This is a genomic window from Paenibacillus sp. J22P165 (assembly GCF_059692015.1).
This window is the reverse complement of record NZ_JCAUAP010000014.1, coordinates 29,140-52,047: the sequence shown is the minus strand read 5'-3', so window position 1 is coordinate 52,047 and position 22,908 is coordinate 29,140. Positions and strand designations below refer to the sequence as shown.

The 22,908-nt window shown below is 45.5% G+C and carries 26 protein-coding genes and 1 other annotated feature; of the genes, 12 read left to right on the top strand and 14 right to left on the bottom strand.

Annotated features, from left to right (window positions below):
* The first annotated feature begins 85 nt into the window (after positions 1-85).
* Positions 86-448, top strand: a complete 363-nt coding sequence (locus tag AC58QM_RS29100) for an O-methyltransferase (RefSeq protein WP_497288290.1) — start codon at positions 86-88, stop codon at positions 446-448.
* Between the two features lie 31 nt (positions 449-479).
* Here AC58QM_RS29100 and AC58QM_RS29095 read toward each other — a convergent pair whose 3' ends face one another.
* The 3 genes from AC58QM_RS29095 to AC58QM_RS29085 are packed head-to-tail and all read right to left on the bottom strand — an operon-like array spanning position 480 to position 3,415.
* Positions 480-1,310 carry an ABC transporter ATP-binding protein gene (locus AC58QM_RS29095; RefSeq protein WP_497288289.1) on the bottom strand — a complete coding sequence of 277 codons (831 nt, stop codon included), beginning with the start codon at positions 1,308-1,310 and terminating at the stop codon, positions 480-482.
* A gap of 33 nt (positions 1,311-1,343) precedes the next feature.
* A complete protein-coding gene (locus AC58QM_RS29090) occupies positions 1,344-2,393 on the bottom strand; it encodes a FecCD family ABC transporter permease (protein WP_497288288.1) in 1,050 nt (349 codons plus the stop codon).
* Positions 2,390-3,415, bottom strand: coding sequence for a FecCD family ABC transporter permease (locus AC58QM_RS29085; protein ID WP_497288287.1), 1,026 nt, complete (start codon positions 3,413-3,415; stop codon positions 2,390-2,392). Before AC58QM_RS29085 ends, AC58QM_RS29090 begins: the two co-directional genes overlap by 4 nt.
* A gap of 200 nt (positions 3,416-3,615) precedes the next feature.
* Between AC58QM_RS29085 and AC58QM_RS29080 the strand changes: the two genes are divergently transcribed.
* Positions 3,616-4,614, top strand: a complete 999-nt coding sequence (locus AC58QM_RS29080) for an ABC transporter substrate-binding protein (protein WP_497288286.1) — start codon at positions 3,616-3,618, stop codon at positions 4,612-4,614.
* A gap of 73 nt (positions 4,615-4,687) precedes the next feature.
* Here AC58QM_RS29080 and AC58QM_RS29075 read toward each other — a convergent pair whose 3' ends face one another.
* Positions 4,688-4,924: an alpha/beta-type small acid-soluble spore protein gene (locus tag AC58QM_RS29075; RefSeq protein WP_056613391.1), complete on the bottom strand. Its 237-nt coding sequence runs from the start codon at positions 4,922-4,924 to the stop codon at positions 4,688-4,690.
* 155 nt (positions 4,925-5,079) lie between these two features.
* Between AC58QM_RS29075 and AC58QM_RS29070 the strand changes: the two genes are divergently transcribed.
* The 3 genes from AC58QM_RS29070 (at position 5,080) to ilvD (ending at position 8,063) form a co-directional block, all read left to right on the top strand.
* A complete protein-coding gene (locus AC58QM_RS29070; protein WP_497288285.1) occupies positions 5,080-5,577 on the top strand; it encodes a hypothetical protein in 498 nt (165 codons plus the stop codon).
* A 1-nt stretch (position 5,578) separates the two neighbouring features.
* Positions 5,579-6,229, top strand: a complete 651-nt coding sequence (gene rnhA, locus AC58QM_RS29065) for a ribonuclease H (protein ID WP_497288284.1) — start codon at positions 5,579-5,581, stop codon at positions 6,227-6,229.
* Between the two features lie 148 nt (positions 6,230-6,377).
* Positions 6,378-8,063: a dihydroxy-acid dehydratase gene (gene ilvD / locus AC58QM_RS29060; protein WP_497288283.1), complete on the top strand. Its 1,686-nt coding sequence runs from the start codon at positions 6,378-6,380 to the stop codon at positions 8,061-8,063.
* 206 nt (positions 8,064-8,269) lie between these two features.
* On the opposite strand, the gene AC58QM_RS29055 is transcribed toward ilvD, so the two are convergent.
* Entirely contained in the window at positions 8,270-9,265 is a 996-nt protein-coding gene (locus AC58QM_RS29055; protein WP_497288282.1) for a permease, read from the bottom strand.
* Between the two features lie 226 nt (positions 9,266-9,491).
* Positions 9,492-9,764 (top strand) — a binding site (T-box leader).
* Positions 9,765-9,837: 73 nt separating this feature from the next.
* On the opposite strand from AC58QM_RS29055, the gene trpS reads away from it, so the two are divergent.
* Positions 9,838-10,821: a tryptophan--tRNA ligase gene (trpS, locus tag AC58QM_RS29050; RefSeq protein ID WP_497288281.1), complete on the top strand. Its 984-nt coding sequence runs from the start codon at positions 9,838-9,840 to the stop codon at positions 10,819-10,821.
* Between the two features lie 65 nt (positions 10,822-10,886).
* Here the strand turns inward: trpS and AC58QM_RS29045 are convergent, their stop codons facing one another.
* Positions 10,887-11,072 (bottom strand): DUF5325 family protein, encoded by a 186-nt coding sequence (locus AC58QM_RS29045; RefSeq protein ID WP_310501531.1) that lies wholly within the window; start codon positions 11,070-11,072, stop codon positions 10,887-10,889.
* A 151-nt stretch (positions 11,073-11,223) separates the two neighbouring features.
* Between AC58QM_RS29045 and AC58QM_RS29040 the strand changes: the two genes are divergently transcribed.
* Positions 11,224-11,454, top strand: a complete 231-nt coding sequence (locus AC58QM_RS29040; RefSeq protein ID WP_397341622.1) for an alpha/beta-type small acid-soluble spore protein — start codon at positions 11,224-11,226, stop codon at positions 11,452-11,454.
* A 163-nt stretch (positions 11,455-11,617) separates the two neighbouring features.
* On the opposite strand, the gene AC58QM_RS29035 is transcribed toward AC58QM_RS29040, so the two are convergent.
* A complete protein-coding gene (locus AC58QM_RS29035) occupies positions 11,618-12,601 on the bottom strand; it encodes a metal-dependent hydrolase (protein WP_497288280.1) in 984 nt (327 codons plus the stop codon).
* Between the two features lie 118 nt (positions 12,602-12,719).
* Here AC58QM_RS29035 and AC58QM_RS29030 point away from each other — a divergent pair, with 118 nt between their 5' ends.
* Complete coding sequence (locus AC58QM_RS29030; RefSeq protein WP_497288279.1) at positions 12,720-13,019, top strand: hypothetical protein; 300 nt, start codon at positions 12,720-12,722, stop codon at positions 13,017-13,019.
* Between the two features lie 53 nt (positions 13,020-13,072).
* Here the strand turns inward: AC58QM_RS29030 and gerQ are convergent, their stop codons facing one another.
* From gerQ to urtA, 7 genes are all read right to left on the bottom strand, one after another.
* Positions 13,073-13,522 carry a spore coat protein GerQ gene (gerQ, locus tag AC58QM_RS29025; protein ID WP_497288278.1) on the bottom strand — a complete coding sequence of 150 codons (450 nt, stop codon included), beginning with the start codon at positions 13,520-13,522 and terminating at the stop codon, positions 13,073-13,075.
* Positions 13,523-13,683: 161 nt separating this feature from the next.
* Positions 13,684-14,376, bottom strand: a complete 693-nt coding sequence (locus AC58QM_RS29020) for a response regulator transcription factor (protein ID WP_497288277.1) — start codon at positions 14,374-14,376, stop codon at positions 13,684-13,686.
* A 220-nt stretch (positions 14,377-14,596) separates the two neighbouring features.
* Entirely contained in the window at positions 14,597-15,292 is a 696-nt protein-coding gene (urtE, locus tag AC58QM_RS29015) for an urea ABC transporter ATP-binding subunit UrtE (protein WP_497288276.1), read from the bottom strand.
* Positions 15,285-16,076 carry an urea ABC transporter ATP-binding protein UrtD gene (gene urtD, locus AC58QM_RS29010; protein ID WP_497288275.1) on the bottom strand — a complete coding sequence of 264 codons (792 nt, stop codon included), beginning with the start codon at positions 16,074-16,076 and terminating at the stop codon, positions 15,285-15,287. The genes urtE and urtD overlap by 8 nt, the downstream gene beginning before the upstream one ends.
* Before the next feature lie 36 nt (positions 16,077-16,112).
* Positions 16,113-17,195 (bottom strand): urea ABC transporter permease subunit UrtC, encoded by a 1,083-nt coding sequence (urtC, locus tag AC58QM_RS29005; RefSeq protein ID WP_497288274.1) that lies wholly within the window; start codon positions 17,193-17,195, stop codon positions 16,113-16,115.
* Between the two features lie 21 nt (positions 17,196-17,216).
* Positions 17,217-18,122, bottom strand: a complete 906-nt coding sequence (gene urtB, locus AC58QM_RS29000) for an urea ABC transporter permease subunit UrtB (RefSeq protein WP_497288273.1) — start codon at positions 18,120-18,122, stop codon at positions 17,217-17,219.
* Between the two features lie 94 nt (positions 18,123-18,216).
* Positions 18,217-19,467 (bottom strand): urea ABC transporter substrate-binding protein, encoded by a 1,251-nt coding sequence (urtA, locus tag AC58QM_RS28995; protein WP_497288272.1) that lies wholly within the window; start codon positions 19,465-19,467, stop codon positions 18,217-18,219.
* Positions 19,468-19,750: 283 nt separating this feature from the next.
* Between urtA and AC58QM_RS28990 the strand changes: the two genes are divergently transcribed.
* The 4 genes from AC58QM_RS28990 to AC58QM_RS28975 are packed head-to-tail and all read left to right on the top strand — an operon-like array spanning position 19,751 to position 22,903.
* A complete protein-coding gene (locus AC58QM_RS28990) occupies positions 19,751-20,053 on the top strand; it encodes an urease subunit gamma (protein WP_497288271.1) in 303 nt (100 codons plus the stop codon).
* A 23-nt stretch (positions 20,054-20,076) separates the two neighbouring features.
* Positions 20,077-20,460, top strand: coding sequence for an urease subunit beta (locus AC58QM_RS28985; RefSeq protein WP_497288270.1), 384 nt, complete (start codon positions 20,077-20,079; stop codon positions 20,458-20,460).
* Positions 20,441-22,156, top strand: a complete 1,716-nt coding sequence (gene ureC, locus AC58QM_RS28980) for an urease subunit alpha (protein ID WP_497288269.1) — start codon at positions 20,441-20,443, stop codon at positions 22,154-22,156. The genes AC58QM_RS28985 and ureC overlap by 20 nt, the downstream gene beginning before the upstream one ends.
* A gap of 42 nt (positions 22,157-22,198) precedes the next feature.
* Complete coding sequence (locus tag AC58QM_RS28975; RefSeq protein WP_497288268.1) at positions 22,199-22,903, top strand: urease accessory protein UreF; 705 nt, start codon at positions 22,199-22,201, stop codon at positions 22,901-22,903.
* Positions 22,904-22,908 lie beyond the last annotated feature (5 nt).

Sequence of the window (22,908 nt, the reverse complement as noted above, 5' to 3'; positions counted from 1 at the left end):
AATTCACTGAGTATAATAGGGCTACAGTCACAATAAATTAACATAAATTACAAATTAAAGTAATATAAGGAGTGAAAGCACAAAAATGGATCATTTTACACTTGCGAGACAAATTGATCTGGTATTTCGTAAGATCAAAGAAGAGCTTTCGCATATGAACTCCGGCACTGTTTTTGTTCATATTCGGAACAACGAGATTGGTAAATTTGGAATTAAACACCTGCCGTTTGAAGGTACAGAAGGTGCATTGTCAGCAGCTGATAACGTGGGGCTGACGGAGTTACAATTTCAATCTTTCCGTCAAATGGCGATAGAATCATTGAAGCGTAAGAAGAGCTGGACGCACGGGGAAATTTTGTTCGACTTCGCGGTAAGAAGAAATGTCATTTCCGTTAGTGTAAGTTTAGAAAGCAATTATAATATGGCTGCTTATGCAAGAACGATTTAGCACTTATACCGAAATAAAAGAAGAACCCCTATCACAATTGTGATTGGGGTTCTTTCGTTAGCAGGATGCGACCCTTGCCATACGGAATGCACATCGGTGTCCCGAAGATCGGATCGGTGGTCACCTGACAATCCATATCAAATACTTCTCGCAACAAGGAAGCATTGACAATGTCCTCTGGCTTGCCTTCGGCATAAATAGCGCCTTTTTTGATGCTGACAATGTGGTGAGCATAGCGACAAGCTAGATTAATGTCATGAAGGACCATGACAATTGTGCGTTGTTCTCTCTCATTTAGCTCGAATAATAAGTCCAGTACCTCAATCTGATGGGTAAGATCTAGATAGGTGGTTGGCTCATCTAGGAGCAAGGTAGGTGTGTCCTGAGCTAAGGTCATTGCAATCCATGCGCGCTGGCGTTGTCCACCAGAGAGTGAATCTACGGTGCGATCGGCAACCTCTAACATATCGGTAAGTTCTAGAGCCTTCATGACCTTGTTCTCATCCTCTTCACTCCATTGCTGCAGCCAGCTTTGATATGGATATCGTCCTTGTTTGACGAGTTGTCTGACGGTGAGGCCTTCTGGTGCTGTAGGCCCTTGAGGCAGGATGGCCATCCGTCTAGCGACCTCTTTCGTAGACAGCTTAGCGATCTCATGGCTGTTCAATAAGATGCTCCCCGAGGTCGGTTTCATTAGTCTGGCCAGCGAGCGCAGCAGAGTTGATTTCCCACAGCCATTGCTACCGATAAAAACAGTTATTTTCCCCTTGGGAATTTGTACATCTAAGCTTTGAAAAATGGTTGTTTCTCCATATGTCAAGCGAAGCGATTGGGCTTCGAGAGCTGGGTCTAAGGTTGTCATGAACATGTTCTCCTTTGTCGTAGACATGGCGGCTTAACCGCGATTTCTACTTCGATATAGGACATAAATGAAAATAGGGGCGCCGATTGCTGCCGTGAAAACACCTGCTGGAATGTCGAGCGGTTTGAATAGGAAACGACCCGCTAAGTCAGCAAGCAATAACAGTAGGGAGCCAGTTAGTGCAGAGACAGGTATCAAAGAGCCGAAGCTAGGACCGACTAGTTTACGTGAAATATGCGGGGCCATAAGCCCGATAAACCCGATGGCTCCGCCAAATGCAACAGCAGCTCCCGACAAGGCAACACTGAGCATAATTAACAGAAATCTTTGACGTTGAACCCGGCTACCGACACTCATTGCGATATCCTCGCCTAGGGATTGAACGGTAATATGCCGCGCACAGATGAAGATGACCGGGATTAAAACAATAACCCAGGGTAACAAGGGATAGACGGCTTTGGTCCACGATACACCGTAAATGCTGCCCGTCATGAAAGTAAGTGACTGCTGAGCAAGAACAATAGGGCCTGTAAGCATTAAGAGATAGGAGATTGCACTCATCGCAGCTGTAAGCCCCGTACCAATAAGTACGAGTCGCAGCGGAGTTATGCCATTTTTCCATGAGAAAAAGTACACTAGCAAGGTTGCAGCGAATGCACCTAGAATGGCGGCGACTGGAAGCCAATGGATGCTGAGTTTGTCTGAGAAAAAGAAGAAAAACGAAACAGCACCAAGCGATGCCCCGCCTGTTGTGCCAATCGTATCCGGTGAGGTTAGCGGATTGCGGACGATCCCTTGCAGAATCGCACCAGCGACGCCTAACGATGCACCGATTAGAACGGCCATGATGACACGTGGAAGACGCAAAGTTCGCACAATCATGTTACTTGAATCAGTTCCATATCCGAATACGGCTTTTACAACATTCAAAGGCTTAATTGAAATACTGCCGACACCTGTACTTATAATCATCATGAGGATGACGGCAATGAATAGAGATAGAGTGATGATGATGGCTTTTTTGCTTATTAAAAAAGAGTAACTTTGGCTTCGGATTGTCACATCACGCTTGGAAGTACTCATTTCAAGAGTCCCCCTTTGCGCGCAATATAAATAAAGAACGGAACGCCTAGAATTGCTGTCATAACGCCGACATGAACTTCCTTCGGCATAATAATAAATCGAGCACCAATATCTGCGCTTACCAAAAGGATACCTCCAAGCACGGCGCAATATGGAATGACCCATCGATAATCAATGCCTACCAGGAAACGGACGATATGAGGAATCATGAGTCCGACGAAAACAATAGGACCCGCAACAGCGACGGAACCGCCAGCAAGAATGACAATTATAATTGCAGTGATTACTTTTATGTACACCGTTTGTTGTCCAAGCCCTTTGGCAATGTCGTCACCCATCGATAAAACATTAATATGAGGTGATAACACGATGGCGCCGATCCAAGCAAGCAGCATATACGGGTATACGGACTGCAGCATGGCCATTGTACGTCCTTCTACGGAACCAACAAGCCAGTACAAAACTTGCTCAAAAGCTTTGCCATTACCTAGAAGAATCCCTTGGGTGAGTGAAGCGAAAAATGCTGTCATCGCTGCACCGGCGAGTGTAATTTTCATGGGTGTTAAGCCGTCGCGTCCTAGCGATCCAAGCCCATAGACCAATGTAGCACTTACGGCAGCACCGAAAAAAGCAATCCATGTAAATTGCGTTAGACTAGATGTGTTGAAAAAGCTAACAGCGATAACAATCGCAAACGCAGCTCCTGAATTAATTCCGAAAATACTCGGCGAAGCGAGTGGATTTCGAGTCATCGCTTGCATGAGGGCACCGGCTACTGCCAAACTGCCACCAACGAGTGCAGCAATTAATGCTCTAGGGATTCGTACAGTCTGAATGATAATAGATTCATTCGTGGGTTTGTCAGAAGGATCAAAGGAAGTAAGGATTTGATCCCAGGAATACGTTTTGAGGCCAAATCGGACACTGCTGAGCATTAATGCCATGAGCACACAGGCTGCAGCCAGTAAACCTATGCTCTTATAAATACGAGAGAGACGTTCTGTCGTCGTTGTGGCATGCATGATGGATGGTTACCCTCTTTCTTTCTACCTTTCATTGTACCTTTCTTGCTTCATTTATTTTAAAGATAACCGTACTTGAAGTCAATGAATATGAGAATCATTATCACGAGTGTTGACAAATGAGACCCGATTCTAGTAGTATGTGCTAGAGAATGAGAATCGTTATCACGATAAATTCACCAAGGGGGAACAAATTTATTATGTTTAGTACAAATCGTCGCAAAATTGGAAGAGCGTGGGCTTTGCTTGCATGTCTCTTTGTATTTAGTATGATCGTAACGGCATGTGGGGGAAAAGCAGATACGCAAACATCCTCTGCTTCTGCAGCGCCGCAAGAAACTGCGAAGTCAGATGCTCCTCGTACAATTAAGCACGCTATGGGAGAAACAGCAGTACCTTCTAATCCAAAACGTGTTGTCATCTTAACGAATGAAGGAACGGAAGCATTACTTGCACTAGGAATTAAACCAGTTGGGGCTGTTGAGTCTTTTTATGGGAATCCTTGGTTTGACCATTTCAAAGCGGACATGCAAGGTGTTACAACAGTCGGCGTTGAAGGACAACCGAATTTGGAAGTCATCGCTTCACTTAAACCTGATCTAATTATTGGTAATAAGCTTCGCCAAGAGAAAGTGTACGAGCAATTGAAAGCCATCGCACCAACGGTGTTCTCTGAAACACTGCGCGGTGAATGGAAAAACAACTTCAGTCTATATGCAGATGCTTTGAATAAAAAAGCTGAAGGCGATAAAGTAATTTCCGACTACGATAAACGAATTAATGATTTCAAAACCAAAGCAGGCGACAAGCTGAAAGAAAAAATTGCTGTTGTCCGGTTTATGGGCGGTAAAACAAGATACTACTATGATGATATGTTCTCGGGTGTAGTTTTCAAACAGCTTGGTTTCGCTCGTTCGGATGCGAAGAGTGCTGAGAAATCCTTTGAGGATATTACGAAGGAACGTTTAACAGAGTTGGATGCCGCTGATCGCGTATTCTACTTTACGTATGAAATCGGTGATGGCAAAGGGAATAAACAAGAGCAAGAGTGGATGAATGATCCACTTTGGAAAAACTTGAAAGTAGTCAAAGAAAATAAATTGGTCAAAGTAAACGATGCAACTTGGAACACAGGCGGCGGAGTGAGATCGGCTAACATCATGTTGGATGATTTGTACAAAATCTACGACATTAAATAATGTAAAAAAGGGCTTTCACCGAGTATCTACCCGGATGAAGGCCCTTTTGTTGCTTAAGTATTTTGGATCGAAATTATCTGCTGAATTTATTGCTTGTACCAGCAAGTTGTTGCTCAGCAATTTGAACGAGACGACGAGTGATGCTGCCTCCGATAGAACCTGTGTCATAAGACGTCATGTAGCCGTAGTAGCCATCTTGAGGAATTTGGATGCCCAATTCTTGAGCAACTTCATACTTCAATTGGTCTAGTGCTGATGAAGCTTGAGGAACTACTAAGGAGTTACTGCTGCGAGATTGTCCTGTAGCCATCTGATATCACCTCCAGTAATAGGTAGTATGAACAGTTTTGTTAATATTACTCATTATTTTTTTGGAAATTTTAGCCTTTTTTTAAAAGCTCAAAAGCAGGAATGTTTCGTCTTTGTTATAATGAAAGAATGTCGTAGGGAAAGCGGGGAGAAAGCATGTTTGAACTAGCGATTAAGGGCTGGTCATTAGATAAAGATTTACAAATTATTCAGGCGGACGTTCACATGTCTGTGGAAGATAGCCTAATTATTGAAGAACCTTTATGCATTGATGTTGGACTGCCTGCTTTGTTGTACAGCGCATTGCATGATACCGCACCGAACCGTTATGCCCCTGCTGATCAGTGGGAGCGGATGCCGTTCTTCGTCTGTGGCTGTGGGGACCCGGAGTGCAGAGGTTTCTCCTTCGTTGTACGCCATTTGGCAGCGGAGCAGCTGGAGCTTTCGTCTGTAGAAGAGCGAACGAATGGAACGTACCGCGAACTCGAGACGCATGTCATTCCTACTCGTGAATACCGTCAGCAACTTGTTGACATTGGCGAGACGTATCTGAAATTTGTAGCTGAGTTGGATTACCGGCCTTATTTCCAGGATACAGTGAAGGTCGTCGAAGAGCTTGTCGCACAATTACATCTTAAATTACGGAGTGAATGATATGGCGTCATCAGTGAAATTTTATGTGGTTTGGGTAGGGCACAAGCCAGGTGTTTACCGTTCATGGGCCGAATGCCAAGCCCAGACCAATGGCTATCCACAAGCGAAATTCAAGTCTTATGAGTCTGAAAATGAAGCCCGCCAAGCACTTGAGAAGGGCTGGCAAAAGTCGCTTAATTTTGCTGCTAAAGGGACTGGAACTCAAGCTGCGGGTAAAAAGTCAGCAACTCCGGAGTCTGCACCTGAGGTTGATTATGATAGTATTTCTGTGGACGTAGGCTGCTCAGGAAATCCAGGAATTGTGGAGTACAAGGGAGTAGATACGCGGACTGGAGAAATCATATTCTATCAAGGACCGATTTCGAAGGGGACGAATAATCTAGGGGAGTTTCTTGCCATCGTACATGGACTAGCCTACTTAAAGAAAAAGGGAAGTAAACAAACCATTTATACGGATTCGGTGACTGCACTGAGTTGGATTCGCAAGAAAGAAGTATCGACTAATTTAGTTCGGGATGTATCAACGGAAGAAATTTGGACATTAGTGGATCGCGCATTGAAATGGCTGCATACGAATACGTACACGAATAAAATCGCCAAGTGGGATACAAAAAAATGGGGCGAGATCAAAGCGGATTTTGGCAGGAAGTAAGTGGATGAATCTTGTTTGCGAGTTGCTGGCAAGCTGAATTAGACTTACTTTGATGCGTTATCACACTAAAGGGAGAAATATTACGAGAAGTGTGGTATGATAGTTTCATTGTTTTCATAACAGATATGAATTCTAGGAGGAATCAAGTATGGCACAACAAAAACAGCGCAGTGACATGATTAAAAAAGGTTTTGACCGCGCACCACACCGCAGCTTGCTGCGTGCAGCCGGCGTTAAAGAAGAAGATTTCGGCAAGCCGTTCATCGCGGTTTGTAACTCCTATATAGACATTATTCCTGGACATGTTCATTTGCAAGAGTTTGGTAAAATCGTAAAAGAAGCCATTCGTGAAGCAGGCGGCGTTCCATTTGAGTTCAATACAATCGGCGTTGATGATGGTATTGCTATGGGTCATATCGGTATGCGTTATTCCTTGCCAAGCCGTGAAATTATTGCGGATTCCTTGGAAACGGTAGTAAACGCGCACTGGTTTGATGGTATGGTGTGTATTCCTAACTGTGACAAAATTACACCAGGTATGATCATGGGTGCACTCCGTGTTAACATCCCAACGATGTTAGTAAGTGGTGGACCGATGAAAGCTGGTAAAGATAAAAATGGAAAATCCATTTCCCTTTCTTCCGTATTTGAAGGCGTTGGTGCTTTCCAAGCGGGCAAATTGGATGAAGCGGGTCTGGAAGAGCTTGAACAATACGGTTGTCCAACTTGTGGATCATGCTCAGGTATGTTCACAGCGAACTCAATGAACTGTCTTGCTGAAGGTCTTGGATTGGCTATGCCAGGTAACGGTACAATTCTTGCTGTTGCTGAAGAGCGTAAACAATTCGTTAAGGATTGTGCAAAACAACTGATGGTTCTTATCGAGAAAGACATCAAGCCGCGCGATATCGTAACGATTGATGCGATTGATAATGCATTTGCTTTGGATATGGCAATGGGTGGTTCTACGAATACAGTTCTTCACACATTGGCAATCGCGGCAGAAGCGGGGATCGAGTATCCGATCGCTCGTATTAACGAAGTAGCAGAGCGCGTTCCTCACCTTGCGAAAATTGCACCAGCTTCCGATTACCACATTGAAGATGTGCATTTGGCAGGCGGTGTGAGTGCGGTAATTAATGAGTTGCTCAAAAAACCAGGTGCTTTCAACGGTGACTGTCTATCCGTTACGGCACAAACACTTCGCGAGAACGTGGCTGGACGTGAAATTCAGAACTTTGACGTTATTCGTCCACTTACGAACCCACATAGTGAGCGCGGTGGTTTGGCAGTACTGTTCGGTAACCTAGCTCCTGAAGGCAGTATCGTAAAAGTTGGAGCTGTTGATAAGTCCGTTGGTGGACGTCACGTAGGCCCAGCGATTTGCTTTGACTCTCAAGACGAAGCATTGTATGGTATCGCAAATGGTAAAGTAAAAGAAGGACACGTTGTTGTCATTCGTTATGAAGGACCAAAAGGTGGACCTGGTATGCCAGAAATGTTGGCACCAACGTCGCAAATCGTAGGTATGGGTCTTGGCGCGAAAGTAGCTTTGATCACAGACGGACGTTTCTCCGGAGCATCCCGCGGGATCTCACTTGGGCATATGTCCCCAGAAGCTGCTGAAGGTGGACCACTTGCTTTCGTACATGATGGCGACATCATCGACGTAGACATGGATGGACGCAAAATCGAATTGCAAATCAGCGATGAAGAGTTTGCAAAACGTCGCGAGTCATGGACAGGGTTCCAACAGAAGATTACTTCTGGTTACCTAGCTCGTTATACCAAAATGGTAACTAACGCAAGTGCTGGCGCTATTTTGAAAATCTAATTTTTATAAGATAAAAGCCCTATCCGACTTGATCGGTAGGGCTTTTTTTTGCACTAGTGGATGCATGTTCAAAAGATATACTACTATCACTATCCCCTAAGCTCAGATCAGCACACGGAGAACGACAACCTGAGCGAAAGGGATAGTGGTCATAGATTCGGTTCTCATGACACTCCACGTACCGCGTAACTTAGGCATGAACCCATTCAAGCCAGGAAAAAATGCATAAACAGAAGCGATCCGCTCAAAACTGTTATCCCTACCACGATCGATAATGAGAGGACGAAACGCGCCTTGAAGATCGATAGCATCATCAAGGTGCTCTTCACATCGATCATAGGGCCGAAGACTAGGAAAGCGAGCAGAGAGCCTGGTGAGAAGGATTTGGCGAAGGAGGCAGCTACGAAAGCGTCTGTCGTTGAGCATAAGGAGAGCAGGTAGGCGAAGCCCATCATAAACACATGAGAGATGAAGGCGCCTTGGCCGATGGCGCTCAGGCTGTCTTGTGCCACGAATGTTTGTATCAGTGCTGTCAACAAGGCACCAAGCATCAAGTATTTACTCATCTCGAATAGCTCGGAGGAGCCGTGACTGACCATCGTCATGACGCGACTATCACCGTGAGCGTGGTTGTGACCATGGTGATCATGTTGGTGTCCGTGATCATGATGATGCACATGGTTATGCTCGTGCTTGTGGTCATGATCATGGCTATGATCATGATGGTGAGCATGAGCATGTGTCTTGCTTGCAGCAGGCTCAATCGGATGGCGCAATGGATTGCTTTTTAGGAAACGCGTGAGCAGGAAGCCAATGAAAAGCGCAACGCCAAAAGTGAGCCCCATGCGTGAGTAGGCCATGGCTGGGTCGCCTCGGAAAGCCATCCACGTGGAAGCGAAAACGATGGGGTTAAGGATGGGACCGACTAGAATGAAAATGACGGCGATGTAGACGGGCATCCCTTTGCGCATCAGTTTGCGGACGAAAGGGATCATGCCACACTCACAAAGGGGGAACATAATGCCTAGCACACAGGCAAATAACACACCCCCAAGAGGGTGTTTAGGTGTCATGCGCTGAATGACACCCTCAGGAATGAAGTTTTCTACGATCGTAGACAGCAGCACGCCGAGAATCATGAAGGGAAGGGCGTCTAGGAAGATGTCCAGAAAAGCCATAAACACTTGGCTGATTGGATCCATGATCATCCCCAGTGGGGGGAGTTGTCTTGTTGTCACGATTAGAAACAAGAGAAACACGCAAATCACCGTGGAAACAGGAAGGCTCCATCGGTATAGAGTTGAGGACAATGCATTGACACCCCTTTGCCGCAAGGATTGGTATGTATCTATCCTATGTACATGCTAGGCTATCTAGGACAATGTCCTCGATTGACATTGATCTTTAAGGGTGTATAATAATAGAAAATCAATTGCGATGATAGGAACAAGTACGTTTGTCTTTTTCGTTTCTCAGAGAGCCGGTGGTTGGTGCGAACCGGTGAAACAAGCAAACCGAATGGATCCTTGAGCTTGAAGCTGAACGCTGTGTAGAATCACCGGAACCTAGGCCGGATTAAAACCACAGTTAACTATGCTAAACGGTAGCTCTCCGTTATCAGAGCCTGAAGGTTTACATGCGCATAACTTTGGTTATGTAGGTAAACAAATTAGGGTGGTACCACGGTCTCTCGTCCCTTGCGGAGGGAGGCTTTTTTGTTGTCTTTTTTACCGATACGAATGAGAAGAAGTGAAAATCATAGGAGGTTTTTAAGATGAAACGTGTATTATCAGGCATGCAATCCAGCGGTCAGCTGACGATTGGTAATTATATTGGTGCACTACGCAACTTTGTGAAGCTGCAGGAGCTCCACCGTTGCTATTTCATGGTGGTTGATATGCACGCAATCACAGTGCCGCAAGATCCTGCGGCGCTCCGCGAACAAACCGAGTCTATCGCTTCGCTGTACATTGCTTCGGGTCTAGACCCGAATAAGGCATCTGTCTTCCTACAGTCCCACGTTCACGCACATGCGGAGCTGGGCTGGATTATGACGACGCTAACCCATATGGGCGAGCTGGAGCGCATGACACAATTTAAAGATAAGTCAGAAGGCAAGGAATCAGTGGGTGCAGGGTTGTTCACCTATCCATCGCTAATGGCAGCCGATATTTTGCTGTATAACGCAGATTTAATTCCTGTTGGCGACGATCAGAAGCAGCATTTGGAGCTGACGCGCGATTTGGCGAACCGTTTTAATAACCGTTTTGGCGAAATGTTTGTCATGCCACAACCCTACATGCCAGAAGTTGGCGCAAGAATTATGTCATTAGATGATGCTTCTAAAAAAATGAGTAAGAGCAACCCGAATGCCGGTAGTTACATTGCGATGCTGGATGAGCCAGATGTGATCCGTAAGAAACTTAGCCGTGCCGTCACGGATTCTGGGCGAGAAGTTAAGTATGATCCTCAGAACAAACCAGAGGTAAGCAATTTGATGTCGATTTACTCACACTTTGCGGATATGAGTCTGGCTGAGATTGAGGCTAGATACGAAGGGCAGGGGTATGGTCCGTTCAAAAAGGAGCTTGCTGAACATATTGTTTCTGTTTTGGAGCCAATTCAGCAACGCTATCGTGAGATTCGCAGTTCGGGAGAAATTTTTGATATTTTGAAAAAAGGTGCGGATGAAGCTGCAGAAGTTGCTAATCAAACGCTGCTTGAAGTGAAGAAACATATGGGCTTTATTGTTCGATAAAGATAACCTCTACAATCAAAAAAAGCTCAAAATCCCTAAAGTCGGGGATTTTGAGCTTTTTTAATTTACTCGCTAGGTGTATTTTTACGACGCATCTTAGCCTTCACGGCGAAACCGTAACCGATAAATCCTAACGATATAAGAGTGAAGAGGAGTACCATCCAAGGCTCACGAAGAGCAATGAAAAGGGAGATAGAAGCGAGCAGCAGTGTACCAACAACTGCGAATAGGAGTGCGAGTGGTTTACTCATAGGTGTGACCTACTTTCTAGAAGTTATGGCTATGATCTTATTTTAAACTTTTTTTAACGCTGTGCATATAAATTCATTTCCTTCACATACTATCTTTGCAAGCTTGCAAATACATCAAAGATTATAGCTGACTGAAAGGAGTACGATCCTGATGGCACAATCTCGTAGCAGTAACACACTAGTCGTTCCGCAAGCCAATCAAGCTTTAGATCAATTGAAATATGAGGTAGCTCAAGAACTGGGCATTCAAATCCCTCAAGATGGTTACTATGGCAACATGGCAACCCGTGATACTGGTTCTATTGGTGGTGCGATTACTCGTCGCTTGGTACAAATTGCTGAGCAATCGCTCGCGGGACAATCTGGGTCTAACTACCGTTAACTTAGAGTCTCCGTACTAGCATACCCGAAATATGTAATAATAAAGCTCAGGAGCCTAAATAGCTCCTGGGCTTTTGGTGCGTAATCGAAAGATCTGCAATGAAAAAGACCCAGGCAACTTGCGCATGGGCCTCGTTCGATGTTGGATCTCAGTTCATGAACTTTCAGTAAAGATCAACCTTCAGTTTCTTTCCAAGCTTGGTATCGTTCACCCATCCAACATAAGAATCAAGGGTTTGGAAGTTATGATCCATCAGGATGACACCGACGAATGGATATTGCTTACGATGACGATAGCGGACATCTGCCCATCTGACTTCATAGCCCCATCGATGTTCTTTGACCTCTGCAGAGGTGAAAGAGGAGAAATAGAGGAGCGATTGAATATCCTCGTGATGCTTGGAAACCTCGATAGCGGGGTGCTCTGTGCAAGTAATTGTGTCCAGCCACTTGAGCTTGCCATTCTTGAGCTCGCCTAATTGATAGGTACCATCGGCGCACTCTTTGACGACATTCCAGACGTAGAGATTGAATGTTACAATAAGCGTATATTTGTCACCGGGTTGATAGGTTGCATCTTTGCGATAGAGACCTTTTTCGATAATTGCGTGGTCTAAGGTTCGCCAAATGTAATAAAGCGCGAGTAAGCCGTACAAGGTTGGGAAAATCAACTGTGGCCTAGCGAGATCGAAGGACCACATGAAGATTGCGGCAATGTGACTTGTGAAAATAAATGGATCGAAGATGTGAATGATGTTCCAAGATACCCATTTTTCCGAAAACGGTCGAATGGCTTGTGTGCCATAGGTATTGAAACAGTCGGTGAACACATGCACACAAACGGCGATGCCGATCCACATGGCCAGATGTAAGAAGGAAATACCATGGAAAAATGGCGCAAGAGCACCAGTAATCAGTAACGTCCATAAGGGAAGGGCTGGCAAGGAATGTGAGCGACCACGGTGATTACGAATATAGACGGCATTTCCCTTGAAACGGAGAAGTCCATCAATATCAGGAATCTGAGAACCGACGACAGTTCCAATAAAAACAGCCGTCGTTGCTGCAGTATTTGCAGAAATGCTCGGGTCAATTTGCGAGAGGCCTGCTAAACCTAAGCCAATGACGAGATGAGTGCCTGTATCCAACTGGTTTTCCTCCTAAGTTTTTCTGTACATAGTTTGTCTGCAAAGTGAAGGGTTATTTAACATCTTCCTCTTAGTTTACCATTTTAGAGTAAAAAATAAATCAGAAGGAGATCTAAAAATGTCTAAAGTTTTTGTAGAGTATGCCATAAAATCGGAATATCGGGCCTCATTTCTCATCTATATGCAAGAGGTTCAGCGGCGGGAAGGGCGTTTGGAGCTATTGGAAGGAACAGATCAAGAAGGACTTTATGTAGAAATTTGGCATGATGTTACGTATGAGGATTATCTAAGTATGAAAAAGGATCGTTTGAATGTTGAACGGATGCGTGAAGGTCAGCATGGGGATTGGGAGCTTTGGATTCAAGGCGGTATAACTAAACTGCATATGTGGCATTTCTCAACAACAACATTTTCGTAAAACAAAAAACCGCTGCTCTATTCGGGCAACGGTTTTCGTATGTGTTTCAGCTATTATCTGGATATGGATCCGCCACGGAAGGGATAGCTGTAATTGAGTTCTTCATCAAATGTAATGTAATCCAAGTTCACCATAAGTAATAGGAAACGCATGCCAGTTACAGGATCGCTGATGATGATATGATCACGACCTGCAGCTTCCAATCTTCCTTTGAAAATCTTGGCGTTCCACTCGGAGTTATTTTCATATGTCATGTAGATGGTGGCCATTTTACCGAGGTTCAAACGCAGGATATTCTCGATATACGACTCTTCCACTGGAAGGCCAGGGATATTAACGCCTGTTTGTAATCCACTCCCTGGTGGTGTGAGAACGGATCCCGCTGGAGTTTGGGGAACAATTTTATTCGTAATGGTAGTTGGTACAGGGTATGCCGGATAGGGATTGCCGTATTGCATTTGCGGCATTGCTTGATTACCTATTTTGTAAGGGTTATTCAACATGATGATAATTTCCTCCTTGAGCTTTCGATATGAAAGCTTCCTTCATTTAATGTGTTTTAACGATCGAAAAGGTCATTTTCCATAATCATCATATTGTGCTAGTGCCTATTTGGTGACGAATTTGAAAGGATTTCACAAAACAAAAAAGCTCCCGAAGGAGCTTATGTGAATAGAAATTTATAGCCGACACCCCACACAGTCTTGATGTGCTTGGGTTCTTTAGGATCATCTTCAACTTTTTTGCGAAGGTTGGCGATATGCACATCGATTGCACGTTCCGTTACTTGGGAATCAAAGCCGCGAACACGGTTTAACAACTCTTCTCGACTGTAAACCCTACCTTGATTCTGCCAGAAAAGCTTCATGATTTCGAATTCGGAGAAGGTTGTTTCAATATTCTTGCCGTCAACGTAGAGACAGCGTTTCTCGAAATCCAATTGTATCCCTTGTTGATTAAGTACATCGGCAGGCGATGGAGCCAGTGGTGAAAAGGTGCTGGAACGTCGAAGTAAGGCTTGAATTCTGGCGGATAGCTCTCTCATCGAAAACGGTTTGCACAAATAGTCGTCAGCACCCGTCTGAAGCCCCTTTACACGATCTGAAACTTCGTTCTTGGCAGATACCATTAGAATTGGAATGTTCGAGGTATGACGAATCGTCGTACATAAGTGTATCCCATCCATATCGGGAAGCATGAGGTCAAGAATAATCATATCAGGCTGAAATTCTCGAAATAAGGCTTCACCTTGTCTGCCATTCTCCGCACGTTTCACTTCATAGCCATCTTCGTATAAGTAAATGGACATCATTTCACCGATACTTACATCGTCTTCAATAATTAAAATTTTAGACATACAGGTTCCCCTCCTTTTCCTTTAAAAGGCTAGGTGCTCGCTATGCCCTCCGCAATAATAGATCCTATCTATATGACATGTTATCCTATCCATTTTGTGACGTCCAGTTTTAACTTTATTTTCAAACGAGAAAAAAAGAAGCTGTTCGTAACTTAAACCCTCGGTACTCAGGTTAAGTTAGCCAGCTTCTTGGGGGTAAGGTGATAAGGCAATAAAACAATCATACGGTCAAATGCTTTCGGACAAGATCTTCGCTTAAATGCTCCGCTTTCCCTTCGGCGGCAATGGTGCCGCGGTCGAGAACATAGTAGTAATCCGCAATACTTGTAGCAAATTCTAAGCTTTGTTCGACTAGGAGCACCGCAATTTCTCGATTGCGCTTAATCGTTTCAATGATCGCCTCGATCTCCATGACGATAGATGGCTGTATCCCTTCCATGGGTTCATCCAACAACAATAGCTTAGGTCCTGAAGCTAACGCTCGTGCGATGGCTAGCTGCTGCTGCTGACCGCCACTGAGGTCGCCACCTTTGCGATGAAGCATTTGGTGAAGGACCGGAAACGTATCGAAGAGTGTTTCAGGCAATTTCTTGCGGCGATCAGCCGCGGCCTCGAGGCCTAACATGAGATTTTCCTCGACAGAAAGTTGGGGAAATATTTCCCGGCCTTGTGGCACATAGCCGATACCAGACTTCGCGCGGCGATCTGGCGAAGTGGAAGTTATGTCATTGTCCAAGTAATGGATATGGCCTGATCTTGGCTTAATAAGACCCATAATACTCTTCATCAGTGTTGATTTACCAACCCCGTTGCGCCCCATTAGGCAAACGATCTGACCGGGTCTTACTTCGAGGTTGACGTTACGAATAACCATGCTTTCGCCATAGCCGGCTTCTATATTCTGTAGTTTAAGCACCGCGCTCAACTCTCCTTCCGAGATAAACTTCCGCTACTTTATCATCATTCTGTATGTCTTGCATGGTGCCTTCTCGAAGGACGGTTCCTTCATGAAGTACAGTTACCGTTCTAGCGAATTGGCGTACGAATTCCATGTCATGCTCTACGACAATAATCGTTTGATTCTCTGCGATCTCATGAAGCAGCTCGCCGGTTTTCTCTGTTTCACTGTCGGTCATGCCTGCAGCAGGCTCGTCGAGCAGCAACAAGTCAGGCTCTTGCATCAGCAACATGCCGATTTCGAGCCACTGCTTCTCACCATGGGAGAGGGAGCCTGCGCGTTCTTTAGCCTTACTCTGCAGGCCGATCATGCCAAGCCTGAGGTGGAGGCGATCTCTTTGTTCGCTAGTTGTTTTAGCCCAGAGCGCGCTGAGGAGGCCGCGCTGCTGCTTCATAGAAAGTGCTAGATTCTCAAAAACCGTCAGGGTAGAGAAAACCGTAGGTGCTTGGAATTTACGTCCAATACCTAGCTGGGCAATCTGGTGCTCTTGGTGCTTGGCGAGGTCAATCGTTTCTTTGAAAATGACATGGCCTTGGGACGGCTTTACTTTGCCGCAAATGACATCGAGCAGCGTTGTCTTACCGGCACCATTAGGGCCGATAAGAAAACGGAGTTCGCCAGACTTTAACGAGAAATCTAGATTTCGCAAGGCTTTGAATCCGTCGAAGTTCACCTCAAGTCCCTTGACGCTCAGGATGGTCTCGTCAGTTGTCGGTTGTTGTTTCGCTAATTGTCCTAGCATTGAAATGTTCCCCTTTCTGGTTTTCATAAGCAGAGTTTACGTTTCTATGACTTCTTGCGATGAAGTGATAATTTTGGGATGGCTATTTCGTTTCCACTTAGGGAGATAGTGTGTCAATGTGCCCACGATTCCCTTCGGCAGTAGGAGAACGACTATGATAAACATGGCTCCCATCATGATCGGCCACCAAGCGGGGTAAGCTTCGCTAAACGTCGTTTTGGCTGTATTGGTAAGTAAAGCCCCAAGAACGGCACCGCCAATGGTTGAACGACCGCCAATAGCTACCCATAGCACCATTTCAATTGAGGGTACAATCCCCATTTGCGCTGGCGAGATAATACCTTCTTGAAGTACGAAGAGTACACCCGCAAGTCCAGCTAAGCCTGCCGAGACGCAATAGATGAAGACTTTATACGTGACGGGATTATAGCCGATAAAGCGCACCCTGTTCTCACCATCCCGAATCGCAGTGAGGATATTGCCGAGTCGGCTGGTTACGAGTAAAGAACTCAGGATGAGAACCACGAGTACAACGGCTAAGGTGAGATAGAAGAATATCAGCTTTGTCGATTGGGATTGCAGGTTCAGGCCAAGAAAGGTTGTAAAATTCGTCAAACCATTCGTGCCGCCTGTATAACCTTGCTGACCGACGAACAGTGTTACGGTAATGATGACTAATGCTTGCGATAAAATGGAGAAGAATGCCCCTTTAATCCGATTGCGGAAGGTGAAATAGCCAAGAATGAAGGCGACAATCATCGGTACTATGAGCGCTAACAGGAACGCTGCTGTTGCACTGTGAAACGGTACCCAGAACCACGGCAAGCTTTTGACACCACTCCAGGACATAAAATCAGGCAATTGATTAGGCGTGGAAGCAAGCTTCAGATGCATCGCCATGCAATAAGCGCCAAGCCCAAAGTAAACGCCATGTCCCAGACTTAAAATACCGGTATACCCCCAGATTAAGTCAATTCCGATCGCGATAATGGCATAAGCCAGGAATTTGCCGAGTAAGGATAAACGAAAGTCAGACAAGAACAGGGGGGCAAGCGCAATGAGTAATAAACCTATCCCATAGATGGTTAGCTTGAGCTTAGATTGTCTGGCAAAGAGCATAGATGAGGTCACATCCTTTCTTCAATCTAAGGATCTCGAACGCATCGTTACAAGTCCCATTGGTTTCCACTGTAAGAATGCGATGATCAGTGTAAATACAAGCACTTTACCGAGTGTAGCGCTGGTTGTATATTCCAAGGCGGTATTGAAGACTCCGATCCCTAGCGCGCCAGCCACAGTGCCAATTAACTTCCCGATTCCACCTAGTACAACGACCATAAAGGCGTCGACAATATAATAGGTGCCTATCGTAGGTCCAATCGGACCAAGCAAGGACAATGCACAGCCAGCGATTCCTGCCATGGCTGAGCCGAAAGCGAAGGACTGTGCATCGACTCTACGTGTAGAGATACCTAAACACGAAGCCATTTGGCGATTTTGCATAACGGCTCTCATACGTCTTCCGCCAGCGGAGTGATAGAGATACAGATAGATGATGAAGATACATAATGCCACGAGCCCAAGGATAAAGAGTCTCTTATAGGGAAGGATCAAGTCTGCTGTTACATGCCATCCGCCTTCCAGCCATTGCGGTGCTTTAACGGCCACATTGGGTGCCCCAAAGATGGAGCGCGCAATTTGTTGCAGGGCAAGAGAGACACCCCAGGTAGCCAATAGGCTATCCAGTGGTCTACCGTACATGAAACGGATAAGTACAACTTCGAGCAGCCAGCCGATAGCAAAGGCTACTACGAAGGCGACACCAAGTGAAACGACGAAGTACCATCCGAATGCAGAGGCTGGCAAATAGGTTTGGAACCCTTTTTGTACGAGGTAAGCCATATAGGCACCGATCATAATAAATTCGCCGTGTGCCATATTCATCACATTCATGAGACCGAAGGTAATGGCGAGACCGATGGCGATTAAGAGCAGAATGGAGCTTAAGCTGAGTCCGTTAAATATTTGAAGCAGTAGCAAACTCATGACAACATCTCCTTTCTGTAGAAAGCGGGAGTGAAATGATGAAATCCAGGACTGCGGTTAGGCAGTCCTGGTTTCTGAGTGTACAGAATGCTTATCACTTCGTTACTTCTGCGCCCCATGGGTACGTTTTGAGGAATGGATCCGGTTTGAGTGCTTTCCCAGAATTCCAAATTTCTTTAATTTGGCCATCTGCTGCAATTTGACCAATTCGTGCTGTTTTGTAAATATGTTGATTCTCACCATCAATGGTGACTTTGCCTTCAGGTGAGTTCCACTCGATACCTTTGGCTGCTGCTTTGACTTTCTCAACGTCAAAGGAACCAGCTTTCTTCACAGCTTCAGCCCACAGATATACAGCTGTGTATCCAGCTTCAATTGGATCATCTGTTACACGGTCTTTACCGTATTTCGCTTTGTAAGCCTCAACGAACTTCTTATTCTCTGGTGTATCTGTCGTTTGGTAGTAGTTCCATGCTGTGTAGTGACCGTCGAGAACGGAAGCGCCGATACCGCGCACTTCTTCTTCAGCGATACTCACGGACATCGTAGTTAAATCTTTAGACGTAATCCCAGCATCTTTCAGCTGCTTGAAGAAAGCAACGTTACTATCACCGTTCAATGTGTTGAAGACAACGTCTGGTTTTTCCTTTTTAATCTTACTAATGATTGTATTGTAGTCCGTGTGTCCAAGCGGTGTGTACTCTTCAGCAACAAGCGTTCCGCCATCTGCCTTGAGCTGCTCTTTAATAATTTTGTTAGCAGTTCTTGGGAATACATAGTCGGAACCGAGGAGGAAGAATTTCTTGCCTTTGTTTTGCAGGAGCCAAGTTACTGCGGGGATGATTTGTTGATTCGTTGTCGCACCGATGTAGAAGATGTTAGGTGAGGACTCTACGCCTTCATACTGAACCGGGTACCAAAGTAAACCTTTGTTTTGCTCAACCACAGGTAGCACAGCTTTACGGCTAGCGGATGTCCAGCAGCCAAAAATTGTAACTACGCTGTCTTTTTGCAGGAGCTTCTTTGTCTTCTCTGCAAATGTTGGCCAATCCGATGCCCCATCTTCGATGACGGGTTTAATCTTTTTACCTAATAGACCCCCAGCTGCATTGATTTCGTCAATTGCCATGAGTTCAGCATCTCTAACGGATACCTCACTGATGGACATTGTACCTGTTAGTGAGTGAAGAATTCCCACTGGTACGGTGTCGCCAGATGTTGTTGAAGCCGCAGGTGCAGTCGTCGTAGAGGTGGTAGTTTCTGTCTTCGCACAGCCGGCCGCTACCAACATCAAAGCCATACTTAGTGCAACTGTAAGCTTACCTTTGTTTCTTATCTCTCTCATTCACGTCCCACTCCCTTGCCTTACAAGATTTGGATTACATGGCTTATGATAAATGCCGATACAAGTTAATGTCAATATACATGACATAAATGGAATCTTTTTTGTTGTTAATGCACAAAAGGAAGTGGGATTCCTGTGAAAATCACATAAAAGCGAAATATTTTTATGGAATTCAAGGCTTGAATGTAACTATATATAACATTAAAGATTTACAATCCTAAAATACACGAATATAATGAGTGTAAAGGATTACCATTATTCGGTTTTTGGTGAGGTGAGACATGTGCATTTAACGGAAAGAGAAAAAGAGAAGCTGCTCATAACTGTGGCAGCTGATCTAGCTAGACGAAGGCTAGCCAGAGGATTAAAGCTTAATTACCCTGAAAGTATCGCTCTGCTGACTTCTGAAATCATGGAAGGAGCTAGGGATGGCATGACAGTTGCCCAACTTATGGCTTTTGGCACGACGATTTTGAAGGCAGATCAGGTTATGGAAGGCGTTCCTCAAATGATTCATGAAGTGCAAGTGGAAGCTACGTTTCCCGATGGAACAAAATTAGTTACGGTACATGAACCCATTACATAATTACTCAGGAAAGGGGCGAGCGCATGGTTCCAGGTGAATATCGAACAGCCAAAGGTTTTATTGAAATGAACGCCAACAGACAGACGATAGAAATCATTGTTACCAATACAGGAGATCGCCCAGTCCAGGTAGGATCACATTTTCATTTTTTCGAAGTAAATAGAGGCTTAGCATTCCCACGAGAGCTGGCATTCGGCATGCGGCTAGACATTCCAGCTGGAACGGCTGTCCGTTTCGAACCTGGCGAGCAGAAGCCCGTTCAGCTTGTCGAATTAGGCGGAGCAAAGCTGTCTTATGGGCTTAATAATTTGAGTCAAGGCTTGGCGGAAAAAGACAAAATGTCGGTTGAAACAAGAGAAAGATGGCAGACTTGGGAGGGGATGCTCGGTGAGTCGAATAGATCGTAAGAACTATGCGCTGATGTTTGGCCCAACAACAGGTGATGCCATTCGATTGGCAGACACAGAGCTTTGGGCACAAATCGAGCATGATTACACTGTTTATGGAGATGAATGCAAGTTTGGCGGCGGGAAGGTTATCCGCGACGGTATGGGACAGTCCAGCGGCGCCACCCGTGCACAGGGTGTCTTAGACACATTAATAACGAATGCTGTCATTATTGATCATTGGGGCATTGTCAAAGGCGATATCGGTATTCGGGATGGTCATATTGTCGCAATTGGCAAAGCTGGTAACCCGGATATTATGGATGGCGTACATCCGAATATGATCGTAGGTGCAAGCACGGAGGTTATTGCAGGTGAGGGCAAGATCGTGACGGCTGGCGGCATCGACGCACATATTCATTTCATATGCCCACAGCAAATTGAAACGGCACTTTCTTCAGGCGTAACGACGATGATCGGCGGTGGTACCGGTCCGGCAACGGGAACGAACGCGACAACCTGCACGCCAGGTGCTTGGCATATGCAGCGGATGTTGGAGGCGGCTGAGGGGTTCCCGATGAATCTGGGATTTACAGGCAAAGGGAACTCATCCTTCTTGGAGCCTTTGACAGAACAAATTGAAGCGGGCGCCATTGGCTTGAAGCTTCATGAAGATTGGGGAACAACGCCGGCAGCGATCGATATGTGCTTGGAAGCAGCAGATCGTTATGATGTGCAAGTAGCGATTCATACGGATACATTAAATGAAGCGGGATTTCTAGAGGATACGTTTGCAGCGATCAAAGGGCGTACCATTCATACGTATCATACCGAGGGTGCAGGGGGCGGTCATGCACCGGATATTATCCGAGCGGCTGCTGAACTGAATGTTCTCCCCTCCTCAACGAATCCGACTCGCCCATACACGATTAATACCATTGAAGAACATTTGGATATGTTGATGGTATGTCATCACTTAGATAGTCGTATTCCGGAAGATGTGGCATTCGCAGATTCTCGGATTCGCCCTGAAACTATTGCAGCGGAAGATATTCTGCATGATCTTGGCGTGTTCAGTATGTTGAGCTCCGATTCCCAGGCAATGGGGCGTGTGGGTGAGGTCATTATTCGTACGTGGCAAACAGCGGATAAAATGAAAAAACAGCGCGGGCCGCTAGCTCCCGATACTGCTGATCATGATAATTTTCGCATTAAACGGTATATAGCGAAATATACAATCAATCCAGCTATAACGCATGGTATCTCACATCTTGTTGGGTCCATTGAACCAGGCAAGTTTGCAGATTTGGTCGTTTGGAATCCGATGTTTTTCGGTGTGAAGCCGGATCTGGTTCTCAAAGGGGGCAGTATCGCTTATGCGCAAATGGGAGACCCAAACGCCTCCATTCCTACCCCTCAGCCTGTCTTCGGCAGACTGATGTTTGCAGCATTTGGGAAAGCGTTGACGCAAAGCTCGATAACCTTCGTTTCTCAGGCGGCATATGACAGTGGGATTGCAGAACGCTTCGGATTACAAAAGCGGGTAGAACCTGTGAAAGGCTGTCGCAGCATTTCTAAGAAGGACATGATCCATAACGATGGAACACCTTCTATTGAAGTGAATCCGGAAACCTACGAAGTGAAAGTTGACGGCGAAGCAGTAACCTGTGAGCCTGCGACAGAGCTGCCGATGGCTCAGTTATATTTCTTGTTTTAAATATAATAGAAGGAAGCCGCGATTGAGGATTGAGGTGACGATATGACAGCAACAGAACAATCATCCTTTCATTGGTTAGCCTATCAGCAACTGTTGGATTCGGCGCTTCCAATCGGCGGGTTCTCCCATTCATTTGGCTTGGAAACACTTGTCCAGCAGGGGAGACTGACGACGATCTCCGAGCTGGAGGCCTACATTCGTTCGATGCTTGCTAATAGCTGGGTATCTTCTGATGCGATGGTCATTAAAGCGGCTTATATGCACATTCCTAGCGGGGAGCTTAGTAATCTGTGGGACATTGACCATATGCTTCATGTGCAGCGAGTTGGAAGTGAGAGTCGGATTGGTGTTCAGAAAATGGGACGCAGACTGCTTCAATTAGCTCGATCCCTCTATCCAGAACTGAATTGGCAGCCTTTTGATGAGGCAGTGAGTGCTGGGAGATGCAGCTCGAATCATCCTGTTGTTCACGGATGGGTGAGCTACCATCTTGGTGTTTCACTCCATCAGGCAGTGGAGGGTTATCTATATAGCTGTATCCTGACTTGCATCAATAGTGCGCTCAGACTGATGTCCATTGGACAAACGCAAGGTCAGATGCTCCTGGCGAAGCTAGTCCCTTTGACAGGCAGCGAATGGCAGCGTGTTTCCGAGATGGATCCAAAGGAAGCATACACGAATTCACCTGTGGGGGATTTAGCTATGATGCAGCATGAAACCTTATATTCACGTTTATTTATGTCTTAAAAAAA

Excerpts from the sequence above, each read along its gene's own strand:
- AC58QM_RS29100 (WP_497288290.1), top strand. The coding sequence starts at position 86 with ATGGATCATTTTACACTTGCGAGACAAATTGATCTGGTATTTCGTAAG.
- AC58QM_RS29095 (WP_497288289.1), bottom strand. The coding sequence starts at position 1,310 with ATGACAACCTTAGACCCAGCTCTCGAAGCCCAATCGCTTCGCTTGACA.
- AC58QM_RS29090 (WP_497288288.1), bottom strand. The coding sequence starts at position 2,393 with ATGAGTACTTCCAAGCGTGATGTGACAATCCGAAGCCAAAGTTACTCT.
- AC58QM_RS29085 (WP_497288287.1), bottom strand. The coding sequence starts at position 3,415 with ATGCATGCCACAACGACGACAGAACGTCTCTCTCGTATTTATAAGAGC.
- AC58QM_RS29080 (WP_497288286.1), top strand. The coding sequence starts at position 3,616 with ATGTTTAGTACAAATCGTCGCAAAATTGGAAGAGCGTGGGCTTTGCTT.
- AC58QM_RS29075 (WP_056613391.1), bottom strand. The coding sequence starts at position 4,924 with ATGGCTACAGGACAATCTCGCAGCAGTAACTCCTTAGTAGTTCCTCAA.
- AC58QM_RS29070 (WP_497288285.1), top strand. The coding sequence starts at position 5,080 with ATGTTTGAACTAGCGATTAAGGGCTGGTCATTAGATAAAGATTTACAA.
- rnhA (WP_497288284.1), top strand. The coding sequence starts at position 5,579 with ATGGCGTCATCAGTGAAATTTTATGTGGTTTGGGTAGGGCACAAGCCA.
- ilvD (WP_497288283.1), top strand. The coding sequence starts at position 6,378 with ATGGCACAACAAAAACAGCGCAGTGACATGATTAAAAAAGGTTTTGAC.
- AC58QM_RS29055 (WP_497288282.1), bottom strand. The coding sequence starts at position 9,265 with ATGGATCCAATCAGCCAAGTGTTTATGGCTTTTCTGGACATCTTCCTA.
- trpS (WP_497288281.1), top strand. The coding sequence starts at position 9,838 with ATGAAACGTGTATTATCAGGCATGCAATCCAGCGGTCAGCTGACGATT.
- AC58QM_RS29045 (WP_310501531.1), bottom strand. The coding sequence starts at position 11,072 with ATGAGTAAACCACTCGCACTCCTATTCGCAGTTGTTGGTACACTGCTG.
- AC58QM_RS29040 (WP_397341622.1), top strand. The coding sequence starts at position 11,224 with ATGGCACAATCTCGTAGCAGTAACACACTAGTCGTTCCGCAAGCCAAT.
- AC58QM_RS29030 (WP_497288279.1), top strand. The coding sequence starts at position 12,720 with ATGTCTAAAGTTTTTGTAGAGTATGCCATAAAATCGGAATATCGGGCC.
- gerQ (WP_497288278.1), bottom strand. The coding sequence starts at position 13,522 with ATGTTGAATAACCCTTACAAAATAGGTAATCAAGCAATGCCGCAAATG.
- AC58QM_RS29020 (WP_497288277.1), bottom strand. The coding sequence starts at position 14,376 with ATGTCTAAAATTTTAATTATTGAAGACGATGTAAGTATCGGTGAAATG.
- urtD (WP_497288275.1), bottom strand. The coding sequence starts at position 16,076 with ATGCTAGGACAATTAGCGAAACAACAACCGACAACTGACGAGACCATC.
- urtC (WP_497288274.1), bottom strand. The coding sequence starts at position 17,195 with ATGCTCTTTGCCAGACAATCTAAGCTCAAGCTAACCATCTATGGGATA.
- urtB (WP_497288273.1), bottom strand. The coding sequence starts at position 18,122 with ATGAGTTTGCTACTGCTTCAAATATTTAACGGACTCAGCTTAAGCTCC.
- urtA (WP_497288272.1), bottom strand. The coding sequence starts at position 19,467 with ATGAGAGAGATAAGAAACAAAGGTAAGCTTACAGTTGCACTAAGTATG.
- AC58QM_RS28985 (WP_497288270.1), top strand. The coding sequence starts at position 20,077 with ATGGTTCCAGGTGAATATCGAACAGCCAAAGGTTTTATTGAAATGAAC.
- AC58QM_RS28975 (WP_497288268.1), top strand. The coding sequence starts at position 22,199 with ATGACAGCAACAGAACAATCATCCTTTCATTGGTTAGCCTATCAGCAA.